Source organism: Thiocapsa rosea, from assembly GCF_003634315.1.
In the GTDB taxonomy this organism is placed as follows: Bacteria; Pseudomonadota; Gammaproteobacteria; order Chromatiales; family Chromatiaceae; genus Thiocapsa; species Thiocapsa rosea.
The window spans coordinates 4812366-4829776 of sequence record NZ_RBXL01000001.1 but is presented as its reverse complement, the minus strand read 5'-3'; the positions used below and the strand labels follow the sequence as shown (position 1 = coordinate 4829776).

At 63.9% G+C, this 17411-nt stretch carries 16 protein-coding genes; 7 read left to right on the top strand and 9 right to left on the bottom strand.

Translation table 11 applies throughout. From position 1 onward, the window contains the following. Nucleotides 1-36: 36 nt before the first annotated feature. The 4 genes from BDD21_RS21460 to BDD21_RS21450 are packed head-to-tail and all read right to left on the bottom strand — an operon-like array spanning nt 37 to nt 2489. Nucleotides 37-1209 (bottom strand): N-6 DNA methylase, encoded by a 1173-nt coding sequence (locus BDD21_RS21460; protein WP_245969735.1) that lies wholly within the window; start codon nt 1207-1209, stop codon nt 37-39. Further along, nucleotides 1178-1798, bottom strand: coding sequence for a hypothetical protein (locus BDD21_RS28825; RefSeq protein ID WP_245969734.1), 621 nt, complete (start codon nt 1796-1798; stop codon nt 1178-1180). Before BDD21_RS28825 ends, BDD21_RS21460 begins: the two co-directional genes overlap by 32 nt. Before the next feature lie 22 nt (nt 1799-1820). Beyond that, on the bottom strand, nt 1821-2207 hold the full coding sequence (locus BDD21_RS21455; RefSeq protein WP_120798898.1) for a type II toxin-antitoxin system VapC family toxin: 387 nt from the start codon (nt 2205-2207) through the stop codon (nt 1821-1823). A gap of 9 nt (nt 2208-2216) precedes the next feature. Next, the gene (locus BDD21_RS21450; RefSeq protein WP_120798897.1) at nt 2217-2489 is read right to left on the bottom strand and encodes a type II toxin-antitoxin system Phd/YefM family antitoxin; all 273 of its coding nucleotides are present in this window, start codon (nt 2487-2489) and stop codon (nt 2217-2219) included. Nucleotides 2490-2809: 320 nt separating this feature from the next. Here BDD21_RS21450 and BDD21_RS28820 point away from each other — a divergent pair, with 320 nt between their 5' ends. After that, on the top strand, nt 2810-3874 hold the full coding sequence (locus BDD21_RS28820; RefSeq protein ID WP_120798896.1) for a Druantia anti-phage system protein DruA: 1065 nt from the start codon (nt 2810-2812) through the stop codon (nt 3872-3874). A gap of 38 nt (nt 3875-3912) precedes the next feature. Next, complete coding sequence (locus BDD21_RS21440) at nt 3913-4602, top strand: ISAs1 family transposase (protein WP_170164854.1); 690 nt, start codon at nt 3913-3915, stop codon at nt 4600-4602. 99 nt (nt 4603-4701) lie between these two features. Here BDD21_RS21440 and BDD21_RS21435 read toward each other — a convergent pair whose 3' ends face one another. Next, entirely contained in the window at nt 4702-5982 is a 1281-nt protein-coding gene (locus tag BDD21_RS21435; protein ID WP_211335120.1) for a DEAD/DEAH box helicase family protein, read from the bottom strand. A gap of 17 nt (nt 5983-5999) precedes the next feature. Further along, a complete protein-coding gene (tsaA, locus tag BDD21_RS21430) occupies nt 6000-6710 on the bottom strand; it encodes a tRNA (N6-threonylcarbamoyladenosine(37)-N6)-methyltransferase TrmO (protein WP_120798894.1) in 711 nt (236 codons plus the stop codon). A gap of 21 nt (nt 6711-6731) precedes the next feature. On the opposite strand from tsaA, the gene BDD21_RS21425 reads away from it, so the two are divergent. From BDD21_RS21425 to BDD21_RS21415, 3 genes are all read left to right on the top strand, one after another. After that, the gene (locus BDD21_RS21425; protein WP_120798893.1) at nt 6732-7514 is read left to right on the top strand and encodes an SPL family radical SAM protein; all 783 of its coding nucleotides are present in this window, start codon (nt 6732-6734) and stop codon (nt 7512-7514) included. Nucleotides 7515-7764: 250 nt separating this feature from the next. After that, entirely contained in the window at nt 7765-8727 is a 963-nt protein-coding gene (locus BDD21_RS21420; protein WP_120798892.1) for a SphA family protein, read from the top strand. 290 nt (nt 8728-9017) lie between these two features. After that, on the top strand, nt 9018-9341 hold the full coding sequence (locus BDD21_RS21415) for a helix-turn-helix domain-containing transcriptional regulator (protein WP_120798891.1): 324 nt from the start codon (nt 9018-9020) through the stop codon (nt 9339-9341). Between the two features lie 133 nt (nt 9342-9474). On the opposite strand, the gene BDD21_RS21410 is transcribed toward BDD21_RS21415, so the two are convergent. The 3 genes from BDD21_RS21410 to pbpG all read right to left on the bottom strand — a co-directional run bounded on the left by BDD21_RS21410 (nt 9475) and on the right by pbpG (nt 14290). Next, nucleotides 9475-12657, bottom strand: coding sequence for a DEAD/DEAH box helicase (locus BDD21_RS21410; RefSeq protein WP_120798890.1), 3183 nt, complete (start codon nt 12655-12657; stop codon nt 9475-9477). A gap of 61 nt (nt 12658-12718) precedes the next feature. Continuing rightward, on the bottom strand, nt 12719-13333 hold the full coding sequence (gene trhA, locus BDD21_RS21405; protein ID WP_120798889.1) for a PAQR family membrane homeostasis protein TrhA: 615 nt from the start codon (nt 13331-13333) through the stop codon (nt 12719-12721). Nucleotides 13334-13354: 21 nt separating this feature from the next. Further along, on the bottom strand, nt 13355-14290 hold the full coding sequence (gene pbpG, locus BDD21_RS21400) for a D-alanyl-D-alanine endopeptidase (RefSeq protein WP_120798888.1): 936 nt from the start codon (nt 14288-14290) through the stop codon (nt 13355-13357). Nucleotides 14291-14586: 296 nt separating this feature from the next. Between pbpG and BDD21_RS21395 the strand changes: the two genes are divergently transcribed. Both BDD21_RS21395 and BDD21_RS21390 read left to right on the top strand, forming a co-directional pair. Beyond that, a complete protein-coding gene (locus BDD21_RS21395) occupies nt 14587-15819 on the top strand; it encodes a YcjF family protein (protein WP_342769614.1) in 1233 nt (410 codons plus the stop codon). Next, complete coding sequence (locus BDD21_RS21390; protein ID WP_120798887.1) at nt 15816-17366, top strand: GTPase family protein; 1551 nt, start codon at nt 15816-15818, stop codon at nt 17364-17366. The genes BDD21_RS21395 and BDD21_RS21390 overlap by 4 nt, the downstream gene beginning before the upstream one ends. The last annotated feature ends 45 nt before the right edge of the window (nt 17367-17411 follow it).

Sequence of the window (17411 nt, the reverse complement as noted above, 5' to 3'; positions counted from 1 at the left end):
TCGATTCTGATCTTGACGCATTTAGTGAGTTACCGGCTAGACGTCGGATCCAGGCAATAGATTCGCGATGGTAGCGTGGGTTGCCGTCGCGGCAATCAATTCATTAACGTCGCGAACTATGCGCTCACTCAAATCAATAACACAGTTGTCGCGAGTCGCTTGGCGCGGCGACGCAGCTATCTCAGCTAAATCGGTAGCTTTGGTAAAGATAAGGTGCGATTCAATGATCTCATCCTGTATTGCCGGTTCTGGAATTGGTATAAGCACGTCAGCAAGCTGAGAGCTGTCCATAGTCACATTCGTAGCGCCGAACATTAGCGGTACGATCAACTCCTCGATTACGGCGCTCAAGAAGAGGTGAAGAAACCGGGGTCGGATTCTATCTTCATCTTTAACAAAGATGGCACACATTGTACTTGCGAGCGCGAACTTTCCTTCTTGGTAGTGGATCCGCTTAATGTCGGCCTTTCCTTGCCCTGATGAAGATACAAGAGGGACACAAACCGCCTTACCTTCAAAATCCCAGTGAGCTGCTGATTTCCGCTCTTCTGCTGGTACGCCTAACACAAACGCGCCAGGGGTTGTGGCCATGTTGGGAGACTGACCTTCCAGGATTTCACATACGTCACCCAATCGCCAGAGCGGGATGTCCTCCCGGTGAATAACCCGATTCGGTAGGTCGGGCCAACGTCCGATTAAATGTACTGTGCGTCTAGAAAGGAGAGACTTCTTCGACACCGTGAATGATCTTGGCCTATTTGTTTGCTCAGCCCATATCGTCCCGTTCTCGACCGCGTACTTGAAGTCGGATATGATCCGTTGAGCAGTATTAAGCTGCGATCCCGGAACTCGCTCTCGCGTATCGGTTTGCGTAAATCCGTCATTCTCAATCTCAATGAAGAGGACGGAATCGGAGCGTCTGGCAAGCAGGCGATCGATAATGAGAATATGCGTCTTCACACTAGCATAAGGCTTGAATACACCACGTGGGAGCGTGATGTCTGCCAATAAATATCCTCCTTCGACTAAAAGACGCCTCAATTGCACGTGCCCGGCGTGAGCTACAAAGTGAATGCCTTCGGGTACGATGACACCAGCCCTGCCAGCAGGTGTTAGATGCTCCAGAAAGTAGTCTAGAAACAAAACCTCCGAGCGTTTGGACTTCACTGAGAATCGCTCATGCGGCTTGATCCCGCCCTTCGGCGACATGAATGGCGGGTTGGCCAGGATGACGTCGGCGTAGTCGTTCCAGCGGTCCTGGCTGGTGATGTGTCGTGCTTCTTCGGGTCGATAACGGCGACAATGAAATCGATGATGTGGCGCGGGGTGCGGAACTGTCCGGCATCGCCCTCTGGCTGCCGAGCACGGAGAGCAGATATTCAAAGGCGTCACCCAAGCGTTCGGAATGGTCGTACTCGAACTCGTCGATGATCTTCAGGAAGGCCCGCAGTGTCTCCGGATCGCGGTAGGGCAGAAAGGCGTTCTTGAAGATGTCGCGGAAGAGGGGCGGGATGCCGGGGTTCTCCGGCATCTTGGCGATGGCCTCTGCGTAGAGGTTCAGCGTCTCATGTCCGCCCAGGCCGGAGCGCATCAGCTTGGCCCAACCGTACCCGGCGTATGCGCCGGCGAAGAACTTGCGGTGGCCGCCCAGCTCTTCGGCATCGGCGTCCATGTCGTCCATGAACTTGTAGATCAGGGCAATCGTGATCTGCTCGACCTGACTCTTGGGGTCGGGCACCTTGCCTACGAGGATGTCACGGGCGGTGTCGATGCGCCGTTTGGTATCAGTGTCGAGCATGTGGATCCAGATGAGTGTGCAATCAGACGGCGACGATGAAGTCGCCATAGGGAACGAGTAACGGGTCGTGCGTCAGCAGGCGCATCGGCTCGACTTGGGCCTGTGCAGCCAAGATCCGGTCGAAGGGATCCTGATGGTGGGGCGGTAGGGTTTCGGTGGCGGCGGCATGTTCCGGTTCGACGGGGAGAAACTGGTAGCCCGCCGTGCGGAAAAAGCCGATTGCGTCTGAGCCCGAAATCGGCATGTTGCCGCGCCCGAGGCGATACTGGATCGCGATCTCCCAGATGCTGGCCACGCTGATCCAGACCCTGGCGCGGGGGTTGAGGATGAGGTCGCGTGCCATCGTCGACAGCCGCGGGCTGTCGACGATGGCCCAGAGTGCAACGTGGGTGTCGAGCAAGAGGTTCATCGTCTACGGCTATCCCTGCTCGGCCTTCGCATCCTCCCCGGGGCGCCCACCCAGGAAGAGCCGCGCGACCTCGTGGTTATGCGCGTCAATGTTGTCGGGTACGACGAACAGGCCCTTGGCGACGCCGATCCGGCGCTCGAGGGGCACGTCGGAGACGGGCACCAGCTTGGCGACGGGGTGACCGTTGCGGGCGATGACGATCTCCCGCTCCGTGCCCTGCTCGATCGCCTCCACCAGCCGGGAGAGATTGGTTTTGGCCTGCAGCATGTTGATGGCTTGCACGGGGTCTCCGGTCGGATTTCGGGCAGATGGTTGGTCTAGTCTAGCTAAACCGCGTCCAGAGCGAAATATTGATTCTCGAGTGAGCTCGACGTTTGCTGCATCCACAGCCCTTCGCGGAGGCGCGGTTTAAAAACATATATTTTTTAATGTCTTAAATCGCGCCGGCTCCAACGGTCGTCAAGTCTGACGGGGCCGATCCCCAGGGCGGAACCGTTCTAGCCCAGATTCACTGTTTTGCCGTGCGGTTGTCCTCGACTCTGAACAACTCCCGGCAGCACGGGTATAAAGCGCCGGAATAGCCGCCACCCGAGAACCCGAGCGTGAACCTGCGCGAGGTCGTCCTACAACCGGTCGCCGCATCCGAGGAGGCTCGCTTCCGGAGCCTCATGGCGGCCCATCACTATCTGGGCGCGTTGCCGAAGATCGGCGACACGCTGTGGTATGTCGCCACCTGGCAGGGACAGTGGCTGGCGCTGTTGAGCTTCTCGGCCGCGGCCTGGAAGTGTGCCGCGCGCGATGCCTGGATCGGCTGGGACTTTCGCCATCAATACGATCGTCTGCACCTGATCGCCAACAACAGCCGGTTTCTGATCCTGCCCGAGCACCATGTGGCGAACCTCGCCTCGCGGGTGCTGGCGCTGAGCGAACGGCGTCTGGCCACCGACTGGCCGGCGCGTTTCGGTTACCCGTTGCTGTTGCTGGAGACCTTTGTCGACCCGCAGCGGTTTCACGGCACGATCTACCGCGCCGCCAACTGGCACGAGGTGGGCGAGACCCGCGGCTATCGGCGCACCCGCACCGGCTACAGCGCCGCGACGGGCCCCGCCAAGCGTGTCTTTGTCCGCCCCCTGCACGCCCGCGCCCGCGCCTGCCTGTCTCATCCCGTCCTCGATCCCCGTTACCGTCACGGAGCCCCGCACATCATGTTGAGCGCCGATCAGATGCTGTCTTTGCCCGAGTTCTTCGCCGACATTCCCGATCCGCGTCGCGGTCAGGGCCGGCGCCATCCCCTGCCCACGGTGCTGGCCATCGCCGCCGCAGCCACCCTGTGCGGGATGCGCGGCTACAAGGCCATCAGCCTATGGGCGCAGGACTTAAGCCAGCAAGCGCGGGCGCGCTTTCGCTGCCGCTGGCGCAACCGCCGCTACGAGGTTCCCAGCCGCACCGTCATCCGCGAGGTGCTCGTGCGCGTCGACCCCGACGCGTTGAACAGCGCCCTGCAACGCTGGAACCTCCAGCATGCCGAGGACGAGGACTTGGCCGTCGACGGCAAGACGATGCGCAATGCCATCGACGCCGATGGCCGTCAGACCCACATCCTCGGCGTCGTCGGCCACCGCAGTCAGACCTGCTACACCCAAAAAAAGTCGGCACCCTGCCCGTAGAGGGTCGCGACGAGGCCAAGCAAACCAACGAGATCGGGATGGTCATCCCGGTCCTCGAGACCCTGGACATCACCGGGAAGACCATCACCGCCGACGCCTTGCTCACCCAGCGCAAGCTCGCCGAGTACCTGCGTGCGCGCGACGCCCACTACGTCTTCACCGTCAAAGACAATCAGCCGAACCTGCACGCCGATCTTCGCCTGTTCTTCGAGAAGGACCGCGGTCAACCCGATTTCCGCGAGCCGCCCACCCCGGGCCATGGCCGCATCGAGAGCCGCGCGATCTGGACCTCCGAGCGCCTCAATGAATACCTGGATTTTCCCGGTGTCGGACAGGCCTTCCTCATCGAGCGCCACACCGTGGAGAAGAAGACCGGCAAGACCTCCACCGAGACCGTCTACGGGGTGACCAGTCATACCCGCGACACCGCCGATGCCGCACGGGTACTGGGCTTGAATCGCGGCCACTGGACGATCGAAAACGGCTGTCACTACTCCCTGGACTGGAACTGGGACGAGGACCGCTGCACCATTCGCACCGGCCATGGCCCCGCGAACATCACCGCGCTACGCCGCTTCGCCATCGGCGTCATCAAGGCGAAGTCCCGCGACACCGTCTCCGCCACCATCCCGCGTCTGGCGCGCAACCTCCGCCTGGTATTCGACTATCTGCGCATGACCGAGAACTCCCGCCGGCGCCCGCCGGTCCGGCTGGCGCCGGCGGGCTAGAACAGATTTGCCGTGGGCCGATCCCATCCAAAAACATCAAATACCGCGCTGGACGCGGTTTAAGTTGGCCGCACGTCACCCGTCGAGCTGCACTTCGGCCTACATAAACTGGTTTAGAGGCACGTAGTCCTTGACGTAGGCCGGGACCAGACTGCGGGATTTCGGCGGCACGGCCTTGAAGTCGCGAGTGCTGAACATGGGGTTGGTCGCCAGATCCGTGAGCTGACCGCTGTCGATGATGTCGCGCACCCGACCGCTGGTGGCGTATGCCTTGAAGTAGGTCTTGATTGCCGGAATCGGGGTGGATGCTTCGGGCTTGCAGTCGGCAACGAACTTGGCGAACTCCTCTTCAAGCAGCTCGTCCTTGGATTTGAAGCGCGGGATCAGCCCGAAGACCTTCTCCCGGATCTCGCGCAGGGTCAAGCGGCGGTCCACCGCGGCCGCTTTGCGGAGTTTATCGAGGTTGTAATATTCCTCGGGTTTGTCGAAGACCTCGCGGTTGATGTAGTCGATGACCCGGTCCCACTGACCGGCCTCGACGGCGGCCGCGATCTCGGGGTCCTCGCGAACGCTGTCCTCGAATCGTTCGAAGAACATGACGGTGAATTGCTGGGCATCGGGAATCTGCGAGGTCACCTGTACGGCGAAGTCCGACTGGTACTTGCCGGGGAAGAGGCGATCCGCCATTTGATTGAGGATCTGGGTCAGTTTGGCGGCATGATTCTGACTGACGCCGAAGATGATCGATTTGCCGATCTCGCCGCTGACGGGGTCGCGCAGTGCATTTTCGAGGAAGGTCTTGCAGAAGAGCTGGTTGGTGGCATCCGAGAAAAATCGCTTCTCGAGCTCGCGCTGCTTGTACGCCTCTTGCCGATCACCGCCGGTGTCGTCCGCCACGGGCACGATGAACCCTGCCTCGGAGAGCAGCGCGGTGGTCACATCGGTGCGGGCGTCGACGACGATCGGATTGATCAGGAAGCCGTCTTTCACGCCGTCGAGCAGGGAGTAGCGATAGGTCGGCTGGCTGTTCTCGCAGCCGAGGGTGCGATACGTATCGAGCAACAGCCGGTGCTCGGCCTCGCGCGGGTCGCGTGTCGTCGGTTTGGCGCTGTCGAACCGCTTAAGGTAATCGCGGGGGGTCGCGGTCAGGCCCAGCTTGTAGCCAATGAAGTAGTCGAAGACGGCGCGGGCATAGCCGCCGATGGAGCGGTGCGCCTCGTCCGAGATCACCACATCGAAGTCGGTGGGCGAGAAGAGCCGCTGGTATTTGTTGTTGAAGAGCAGCGACTGCACCGTCGTGACTACGATCTCCGAGCGCCGCCAGTCGTCGCGGTTCTCCTTCCCTGACGCAAGTCTCCTGCGATGGCAGAGGCGATGCAAGGCGTTCAGCTCGCGTCTCAGATAGGCTCGACGGCGACCACGTACATCGCGCTCTCATCGATCCGCCATCGGATATTGCGGTCATACAGCCGGAGACCAAACTCCCGACGCTCGGGATAGCGATCCATATACCCCGGCCGCGGATCCTGGGCGAGGACTTGCTCGATCAGTGCGCGCAGTCGGAGCGTCCCGGTCGGATCGGCTTCGGCAATGCCCTGTAATGCCTCCACGGAGAAGGTAACATCGGCGGCGACGATCTCGGGCGCCGTGGCAAAGCCGCTTCGGGCCTTGGGGATGCTGTCCGCGTACGGCACATAAGGCTTGATGTCCAGGACCGGGGTGCCATCCAAGAGATCGACACCCCGAACCTCGAGCGCGAGTCCGCGTGCGTCTCTGATGAGTCCAAGCTGCTCGACCGCGGAGATCCCGATGGGGTTCGGGCGATAGGGCGCGCGGCTCGCGAAGACGCCGACGCTCTCGCGGCCGCCGAGACGCGGCGGTCGCACGGTCGGGCTCCAGCCCGCGGTCAGACAGTCCGCGTGAAAGACGAAGAGGATCCAGACATGCGAGAAGCCTTCGAGCCCCTTGAATGCCTCCTCCCGCGCAAATTCGGGCAGAAGCTCGATACGCGCCTCGGCGGCGGTCACCAGTCCGGGTTGGCGCGGGATCCCGAACTTGTCGGTGTAGGGGGAGCGGATGTGGCCGATGGGGGCGAAGGCGAAGGACATGCGTTGGCCTGCGGTGTTTGGATGGGTGCCATTATGCTGGAGAATGGCGCCGGGCTCCCACCACCGGTCTCCGGCGGCTATTTGCGGGATCGCCCTGGCGTGGGCCTGATCACCCTGCGCTGGGATCCATGTTCGGCCCCGAAGCGACGCCTCGCGCTGACGCGATCCCTGCTTGAGGTGTTGCATGACTGTCGTCACCCGGTCGCCATCACCACCAAGTCGGCCCTGGTCCTGCGCGATCTGGATCTGCTGCTCCCGATGGCCGAGCTTGGACTCGTCGCGGTGCAGATCTCGGTGACGACGCTCGATCCGCACCTGGCCCGTCGGCTCGAACCGAGGGCAGCCTCCCCGGAGCGGCGCTTGGATGTCGTGCGGACGCTTGCGCAAGCCGGCGTGCCCGTCGGCGTCCTGGTCTCGCCGCTGATCCCCGGCCTGACGGATGCGGACCTGGAACGCATCCTCGAGCGCGCCGCTGCAGCGGGTGCTTCCCGAGCCGGCTGCCTGCTCATCCGTCTGCCGCGCGAGGTCGCGGAGCTGTTCGATGCCTGGCTTCGAGCGCATGTCCCGGATCGGGCCGAGCGCGTGTTGAGCCTGATCCGACAATGCCGAGGCGGACGTCTGAACGACCCGGATTTCGGCTCGCGCATGACCGGGCGAGGTCCGGTCGCGGAGCTGCTTTCTCAGCGTTTTCGCCTGGCCGCGCGTCGCTTGGGTTTGCACCGACACGACAGCGGATGGGATCTCGCCACGTCCCGCTTCCGCCGGCCGCAGCTCCCGGGGAGTCAACTGGATCTTTTCAATTAGGTTTCGTCCTCATGTCATCGCGGATTCCATGTCTCGGCTTGCGCGTCTCCCCGTTGCTCGGTCAAGCCCCGACGCGAGGATTCAAGACATCGCCTCAAATGACTCACCACTCACCACTCACCACTCACCACTCGCCCCCGTGCTGTCACCGCTTTGTCACGTCCCACGCATTCCCTTATCCTTCACGCGCTTTTAGGGCGCGAGGAGGGTCGCGCCTCGTCTCCAAACTCAAAAAATCAGGGGCGCGACGATGACGAAAAAAGGTGCAAGACTGTTGGCGGGAGCGGTTGGGCTCGGGATGGCATCGCTGACACAGGCGTACGACTTGCCCGCCGTGAATCTCGGCTTTACCAGTTTTCTCGACGGTGCGCCGCCGGCAGGGCCGGGTTGGTATGCCCAGCAGTATGTGCAGTTTTATCGCAAGGGGCGCCTCAAGGACGCAAACGGCGGCGACCTGCGCCTGCCGACCGCGCGCGGACTCGAGAAGGCCGAGGTCGAGGCGAATATCGGTCTGACCCAGCTCCTCTATCAATCCGATCAGCCCATCCTGCTCGGCGGCAAATGGGGCATGAATCTGATGTTGCCCTACGCCGGCTTCGATCTGGATCCCAAGGACAATTTCGCGCTCTCGGCGAACGGCGGCAATCTGGGTGACCTCTTGATCGGGCCCTATCTTCAGTGGGACCCGATCATGGGTTCCAACGGACCCAAATTCGTGCAGCGCGTCGAGCTTCAGCTGATCTTCCCGACCGGCTCCTACGACGCCAACGATGCGCTGAACGTCGGCAGCAACTATTTCTCCTTCAACCCCTATTGGGCCGCGACGGCCTTCCTGGCGCCGAAATGGACGGCGTCATGGCGTCTGCACTATCTGTGGAACGCTGAGAACAACGACCCCTACAAGCCGCTCGGCGCCAACGATACCCAAGCCGGTCAGGCTATCCATGCCAACTTCGCGAGTGCCTACGAGGTGCTGCCGAATCGTCTGCGTCTCGGCATCAACGGCTATTTTCTCAAGCAGTTCACCGAGAGCAAGATCGACGGCAGAGGCGTGCGCAACAGCGAGGAGCAGGTCGTCGGCATCGGGCCCGGGCTGGTCTACCACTTCTCCAAGCACGACCATCTCTTCGTGAACGCCTATTGGGAGACTGAGGCGGAGAATCGTCCCGAGGGCTCCAGGTTCAATCTGAGGTTCGTGCATCATTTTCATTGAGGCTGAACCGCGCCTCGTACCGTGTGCGCCGGTCGGAGCGGATCGGCGCTGCCGGTTCCTCGCGATGTCGGATTCGACGCGGTTCAGGTGGGTGTTCGCCGAATCTTTTTTGTGAAGTGCTGACCCTTTCTTGCTAAAGTAACGCATGTGTAACTATACGTCGTGATTGAGATCGTCCAGTACGAAACGGAAACCGGGGAGTGTCCTTTCGCCGCGTGGTTCGGGGATCTCGATGCGCGGTCAGCGGCGAAAATCCGAGCCGCGATTGCCCGCATCGAAGGGTGAGACGAATGGCACTTACCAGAGATTTTAAGGAAACCGTCAAGGCGCGTGCCGAGCGCGATCCGGAGTTTCGCGTCGCCCTGCTGGAAGAAGCGCTCGATGCGTTTCTGAATGCCGATCTCAACACGGGGAAGGTTCTGTTGCGCGACTACGTCAACGCGACCGTCGGGTTCGAGCAGCTCGGCGCACAGCTTCAAAAGAGCCCGAAGAGCCTGATGCGGATGCTCGGCGAGCGAGGCAATCCGCGAGCGGACAACCTCTTTGCGGTGGTTGCTCACTTGAAGGCCCACGAGGGCGTCTCGTTCAGTGTTCGGCGTTCTGGGCGTCCATAACGCCTCGTTCCGCGAGAGCTATATGAGAACCCGTGTCAACGGGTCCACTTCGGATTGACGCGCGCCAAAAGGATGGCGCGGATTGATCTTTCGCTGCAGGACCGTCTGTAGGTTAGTTTAAAGGTCGCCACGACTACGTTTGTTCGGACACGAAGCGGGCGACATCCGCGGCGAGGTCTCGGAGCAGCGCGTCCGGGATCGTCTCAGCGCCTTGCGACAGGGCGAGCGCGCGCATGAGCAGGCCGGCGTCTTCTTGGGTCAGGATGCCCTTCGGCAGGGCCTCGCTGTAGAGCCAGATCCCGGCCTGTTGGGGTGTCGGCGGGGTCTCCTGCTCGGCGCGCATGGCGGCACAGGCGAGGAGGGCGCCGAGCAGCAGATCCATGGCCGGGGCGGGGCAGGCCTGTTGGATCAGGACCTCGGCACCGCGGAGCTTCTCCCGTGCCTGCGACAATAGCCGCGGCTCTTGCGGCCTGCGCGGCTCGTCCGCGGGCTCGACGAGCGGGCGCGCCCGCGCGATCGGAGAGGCGTCCCCGAGCCGCCGCAGTCCGCTCAGCGTGTGCGGGTCAATCAGTGCCACCGGGATTCGATCGGAGATCGACGCGGCGAGCCGATCGGCCTCGGCGTCGACCCGATCCAGGACCACCAGCAGTCCACCGCCGGAGCCGAGGATGCGCTCGATGCGGGCGCCGAATGCGTCCTGGACCGCCTCGATGGCATGACGAATGGCCTCCTCCATCTCGGCATCTCGCGTCGCATCGGCGAGCGGGATGGGCTCTGATCGCTCGACCGGCGTGTCGTCGGACTCTGCGTCGTCGATTGGCGTCGTCACGTCGGCGCCAAAGTCGATGTCCGGACTCGCAGCCAGGTCCGTGGCTGCTTGTTCGGCTGTCGCCACTTCGGACGACACGTCATCAACCTGCTCGCCCGGCACCTCGGTGGCTGTCTTGGGTACGCCAGGCAACCCGGCGAGATCCTCCGCAAGCACCTCCACCAGCTTGCGCGAGACCCCGACGACGTCCTCGGTGGCGTCTTGATCGACCACGTTCTCGAAGAGGTTGCGCTTGCCCTGGACCAGCTCCAGGACTCGGCACTCGTAGGACTCGGCGGCGACCAGCAGGATGATCTGAACCTTGCGGGTTTGCCCCAGACGGTGCACCCGGGCGATGCGCTGATCCAGCACCGCCGGGTTCCAGGGGATATCCAGATTGACCAGGACCGAGGCCGTCTGCAGATTCAGCCCGACCCCGCCCGCATCGGTCGAGATGAAGACCTGGCAGGCGTCGTCCTCATTGAAGCGATCGATCAGCTCGCCGCGCTTGGCCGTCGGCACACCACCGTGCAGGCGGATGCAACCGAGTCCCAACGCACGCACGCGCTCCTCCACCATCCGGGTCATCTGCTCCCATTGGGAGAAGACCACGGCCTTGAGCCCGGATTGCAGACAGAGCTCGTCGAGCAGATTTGCCAGCTCGTCGAGCTTGGGCGACCCCTCGGTCTCTTTGTCGACCAGACCGGCGGCGTCGCAGGCCATGCGCGCTTGCTGCAGATTGGCCATCAGCCGGTTCGACTCGCCCGGTGTGAGGGGGCGACGCTTGGCGATCTGCGCCAGGATGCCCGCGGCCTGGATGCCGGCATCGTGCAGCTCTTGCTGACAGGCGTCGAGCGGGATGTCCAGGCGGCTCTCGATGCGATCCGGGAGCTGGTCGCGCACCAGTTGGCGGTCGCGGCGCAGCATGACGGGCGCGAGCCGACGCCGCAGCTCGGAGAGGTTGCGGTAGCCCAGTACCTTGCCGCGCTCGTCCGTGATGTGGAAGTCCACCAGATAGCGCCAAAGCGGGCCAAGCACCTTCTGGTCGACCACCTGCATCAGGCTGTAGAGGTCTTCGAGCCGGTTCTCGAGCGGCGTGCCGCTCAGCACGAAGGCATAGCGCGAGGGGATGCGTTTGACCGCCGCGGCGATCTTGGTGCGCCAGTTCTTGATGCGCTGCGCCTCGTCCAGGATCACCAGATCCGGACGCAAGGTCTCCGCGATGACACTGCCGTCGCGCAGGATCAGCTCGTAGTTGACGATCAGGAAGCCGCTGCTGCCTCGGTACTGGGCGGCTCGCGTGGCGGCCGGTCCCTGAATCACCCGCGCCTCCTGTCCAGTGAACTTGCGGATCTCGCGTGCCCACTGTTGCTTGAGCGAGGCAGGGCAGATGACCAGGATCCGCTCGACCTCGGCATGGCGATGCAGCCAGGCCGCTGCCGCGATGGCCTGGAGCGTCTTGCCGAGACCCATGTCGTCTGCCAGCAGCGCGCGCCCGTTGGCGGCCAGAAAGGCCACGCCCTCGACCTGGTAGGGATAGAGCCGTGCGGTGACACCGGGCAGGCGCCCGCCCGAGGCGCGGATCGCCTCGCCGATGTCGCGTGCGCGCTGCCGTTGGGCCGCCTGCTCGGCCAGGCGGCGGGCGAAGCCGAGTGCGTCTTCGCCCAGATCGATATCCGCGCGCCCGGCCAAGGCATCGGCCAGACGCAGGAAGTCCTCGGGCAGACGCCGACGGTAGGCGCCGGCGTCGTCGAAATGCGCGTCCAGCAGCGCGACCAGTTCGGGATCGAGCGGATCCTCCGGACGTTGCATCGCACGGTGGAGACGGATCTGGGGTGCGGGGTCGCCCTCCCAGTCCAGATACACGAAGGGGGAGGGCGGCCCGAGTGACTGCAAGCGCTTGGCGTCGCGGCGTTTGGCAATGCGGTGCAGCACCGCCTCGATGTGCTTGCAGGTCCCCAACTGGTTGGTCGCGAAATCCGGGCAGGTGCAGTAGTTGGCGCGCCGCTCCAGCGATCGGATATGCACCCGGTAGCTGACCGGGACATGGGTGGAGGAGACCAGCGAGCGCGCGGTCCAGGCCCCATAGGCCGGATCGCCCGAGAGGTGCTCGACCCGGACCTCGGTCCGTCCGCGCTTGACGCGCTCGTCGATCGCACCTTCCACCGCGCCGAGCAGCTCGCCCTCGGCCGCCCCGCGTGCCGATCGCGCAAAGAGCGCGGCGAGTGCATGGACGCAGGGTTGGTCCGGGGGTGTCCCGCAGTCGCACAGACAGATCAGATTGCCGTCGCCGTCATAGGACAGCTCGAGCGCGACGATCTCTTCCTCCTCTTCGTCCTCGACGTCGGCACGCAGGCAGACGCCGTCCAGTTGCAACTCGGCGACGCGGTTGTCCTTGTAATGGCGCAAGCCGTCGCGCACCAGATCGGCGGTGGCCAAGGCGTGGAGCTGATCGTGATCGAGCGTGAAGGGATCGAGGTCGTGCGTCTGGTCTCGGCCGGCGTGCATGGGGGCTGTGCTTCCCGGTTTTTGGTCGGTCGCCCATGTTAAACCGCGGTTGAGGCGAAAGTCAGAGAAAGAACAGGATCGTTAGATAGTGACTGATGCTGCCCGCGAGCACGAAGAGGTGCCATACGCCGTGCGACCAGGAGAAGCGGCTGTCGAGTGCGTAGAAGATGACGCCGAAGGTGTAGAAGAGACCGCCCGCGACGAGTCCCCATAAACCTGCCGGGGGTAGGCTTGCCACCAAGGGCTCGAGGGCGACGACGATGAGCCAACCCATCGTGAGATAGATGATCATCGGCAGGATCCGTCGCCCGCGATGCGGAATGCTGTCGATCAGGATGCCGATGCCGGCCAGGGTCCAGATGGCGCCGAACATCCACCACCCCGTCGCCCCCTTGAGCACCAGCAGGCTGAAAGGGGTATAGGTGCCGGCGATCAGCAAATAGATGGCATCATGGTCCAGAACCTTGAAGATCCGTTTTGCGCGGCCCCGCAGGCTGTGATACAGCGTCGAGAAGAGGTAGAGCAGAAACAGCGTCGCCCCGTAGACGCTGAAGCTGACGATGCGCAGTGCACCGCCCTGCATCCCGGCAAAGGTCACGAGCACGACGACCCCGATCAGCGCGAGGGCCGCGCCGACCAGATGCGAGATGCTGTTGAAGCGTTCGCCTGCGTACATCGGATGCGATTCCTCGCGCGATCAATTCCCGGCGATGCGTTGTCCGCCGGCGAGCCAGGTGCGCAGTCGGTTCGAATCACCGACGGGCGTGAGCTTGCCGACCGCGTCCAGAAAGACGACATAGAGTCGGCGCCCGTCGATCCGGGTCTGCATCACCAGGCAATGGCCGGACTCGTTGATGAACCCGGTCTTGCTCACCTCGACATGCCATTCCGGGTTGCGCACCAAGGGATTGGTGTTGCGGTACTCCAGGGTGCTCTTGTCGACGAAGGGGTGGACCGTCATCTCCCCACGCGAGCTGGCCTCGCGGATCAAGGGGTATCGGGCGGACGCGCGGACCATCTTCACCAAGTCCTCGGCCGTTGAGCGGTTGCGGTTGTCCAGACCGCTGCTGTCGGCAAAGGTGGTGTCGTGCATCCCGAGTGCTTGGGCCTTGCGGTTCATGGCCGCGACGAACTGCGGGGTCCCGCCCGGCGAGGTCCGGGCCAGGGCGGCGGCGGCGCGGTTGTCCGAGGACATGAGCGAGACCATCAACATCTCTCGGCGCGTTAAGGTCGCCTGGCCGATGCGCAGGCGCGAGCGGCTGTGGCGCATGGTGTCGCGATCGGCCTCGATGATGGTGATGGGCGCATCCAGAGAAACGCCGGAGTCCAAGACCACCATCGCCGTCATCAGCTTTGTGACGGAGGCGATGGGTTTCACCTCGCGGGTGTTTTTGCCGTAGATCCGGCGGCCCTGCTCGTCCACGATCAGGGCGCTCGCGGAATTGATCGTCGGGCCGGAGGTCCCCGAGCCCTGGTTTTGGCTCGCCGCGAAGGCGTCGCTGCAGAGGATCAGGCCGGCGAGCATGAGCGCCGACAATAGGATCCGGCCGATGTCTTTGAACGCGTCACCCTGCCGGGGCAGCAGATAGAGCGTGTTGAGTGGATTGATCGGCGACAACGGCGATGGGGGCATGAGAAGGGCATCTCGGCGATAATGAGTGGTATGTGAAACCTGTCCGCGAGGACATGCGCCGTTCCCGCCGGGGGATAGGCCCCGGCATCAGTCCGAGGCAGCAGCAGTGGCGGACGCGGTTCGATTGCGTCGACGTCGGGCTACGGGTGGCTGGAGACCCGGCGTCGGCGATAATTATTGCACAGGATCGGGTCAGCGCCCGGGGTCGAGAGGGCCGGGCTCGGCTCGGCTCGGATCGGGCTGCCGGAAGCTCGGGCTCGCGGGTGCTGCTGTTTCATCGGAGAGTCGGGATCAAGATGCTTATGCGAAATCCCTGGACACAGTGGTCGGATCGCTGGCGCGGCTTGCGCGAGGCGCTGCTCGAGCCACGGGTCGACGACGCGAGCCTCCGTGCGGCCTTGCGCGAGGCGCGTGCGCGCCATCCCCTTCCCGTGGTCTGGCTGATCGGCAAGACCCAATCCGGCAAGACCTCCATCATCCGAGCGCTGACCGGGAGCGGCCTGGCCGAGATCGGCAACGGTTTCCAGCCCTGTACGGCGACCACGCGCCTCTATGACTTTCCTGCGGAGGCGCCCTTGGTGCGCTTTCTCGATACCCGCGGACTCGGCGAGGTTGCCTATGACGCGAGTGCCGACATCCGCTACTGCGAGTCGCAGGCGCATCTGCTGTTGGCCGTGATGAAGGCGACCGACATCCGCCAGGATGATGTCTTGGAGGTGCTGCGCCAAGTGCGCGGACGCCACCCGGAATGGCCCTTGGTCATCGCACAGACCGGACTGCACGACGCCTATCCGCCGGGCGGCGAGCATCCTTTGCCGTATCCCTTCGAGGATGAGCGCTGGCCGGACGCCGTCCCGCTCGACCTCGTGCGTGCACTGCGGGCGCAACGCGATCGCTTCGGCGCGTTGCCGGGCGAGATCCCGGTGCGCTGGGTGCCGATCGATCTTACCCTTCCGGAGGACGGATTCGATCCGCCGGACTACGGCCTGGATGCCTTGTGGCAGGCGATCGACGGGGTCTCGTCGCTGCGTCTCCAAGCCCTGCTGCGCAGCGATGCCGGTGTGCGCGACGCCTATGCCCGATCCGCCCATCCGCACATCGTCGGCTATGCGATTGCGGCGGCCGGCGTCGGCGCGCTTCCATTGGTGGATCTGGTCGGCGTGCCGGCGATCCAGGCGAAGATGCTGCAAAGCCTCGCCGCGCTCTACGGTCAGGATTGGGATCGTCGCGCCATCCTCGAGTTTCTGGGGCTGCTCGGGACCGGCATCGGTGTGGCCTATGCCGCGCGCAGCGCCGGCCGTGCGGTGGTCAAGCTGATTCCGGTGTGGGGACAGACGGCCGGAGCCATCTGGGGCGCGACCGCCAGCGGTGCGACGACCTATGCGCTCGGCAAGGCCGCCGGGTTTCACTTCAATCGCCGACGCCGCGGTCTGCCGGCTGACCCCGACGGGTTGCGCCGTACCTTCGCCGAAGGATTCGACACCGGCTCGGCCCTCCTGAAAGACCTGGTGAGATCGGACCGACCATGAAGAAACTCCTCGGCCGCATCGATCGCCTGCGCCTTCTTGCCCTGCTGCTGTGGGCGGTTCCCGTCGTCGCGCTCTTGCCGTTGGGTCTCTTCTGGTTGTGGCAGGTCGAGGCGCTGCGCTACTGGTTGGGTGCGCTCGTTCTCTTCAGCGCGGCCGGGTACGGTCTTCAGGCGTGGCTCCATCGTCACGAGCGCCGGTTGCTCCTCGACGCGGAGACCGAACCGGATCCCGATTGGCCGCCGGCGGCCGACGTCGCCTGGGCGCTGGTCGAGGACCTGGCCGCACAGACCAAACCCGAGGACTGGCCGATCGGGGAGGGCGACCGGCTCGGGGTCTTGGGCCAACAGACGCTCGAGCGTGTCGCACGGCATTTTCATCCGGATGTGGATGAGCCCTTGTTGGAGCTGACGGTGCCGCACACGCTCCTGATCGTCGAGCGCGCGAGCCGCGATCTGCGCGAGACCATCACGGATCACATCCCCTTCAGCCACCGGCTTACCGTGGGTTCGCTGATGCGCGCCTATCGCTGGAAGCCCTTTGCGGATCGCTTGTTGGGGCTGTATCGCGCCGGACAGTGGGTCGTGAATCCGGCCCATGCCTTTTTGACCGAGGCATTGGCGCAGCTGCGCGGGCGCGGTTACGCCTTGGCGCAGGATGAGCTCTATGGTTGGATCCTGAAGGAGTACGTGCGCAAGGTCGGCTCCTATGCAATCGAGCTCTACAGCGGACGGCTCCTGCTCTCGGATGCTGCGCCCGATGCCCGGCCCACCACGACATCCGAGCGCGATCTGCGTGCGTCCGACGCGTCCGACGAGCCGGCCGGCGAGCCCCTAAGGATCCTCGTGTTGGGACGTTCCAACGCCGGCAAGTCCAGTCTGATCAACGCCCTGTTCGGCCAACTGCGTGTGGCGACCGATCTGCTGCCCGACACCACCAAGATGCTCACGCCCTATCGTCTGGCGCGCGAAGGTCTCGATCTCGCGTTGATCTACGACACCCCGGGATCCGACGCGATCGACGATCAGACCCTGCGCACGGCGGCGGGCGACGCCGATATGATCCTCTGGGTCAGTGCCGCCGATCGTCCCGACCGTCACGCCGATCGCGAGACCCTGGACAGCTTGCGGGCGGCCTTCGCCGAGCGGATGACCCGGCGTCCTCCGCCCGTGCTCGTCGCGCTCAGTCATATCGATCGGCTGCGCCCGGTGCGCGAGTGGCTGCCGCCCTATGATCTGGCCGAGCCCAAGAGTCTGAAGGCCGAGAGCATTCTCGCCGCCGTCGAGGTGGTCGCGTCCGATCTCGCGATCCCCATCGCGAGCGTCATCCCGGTCTGTCTCGCCGGCGGGCGGGTCTACAACGTCGAGGATGTCCTCTGGGCGGCCATCCTCGATCGGCTGGACGCCGCGCAACGCTCGCGACTGCTGCGCTGCCAAGACGCGCGCAAACGCGAGGAAAACTGGTCGCTGGTGCGCAGACAACTGGCCAACGCCGGGCGCTTCCTGCTCGAGCTGCCCAATCGAAGCACGGGCGGGCGCAACCGACGGTAGTCAGACGGCGGACTGCGCGAGTATGGCCTGGAGAGAGGAGAGAGG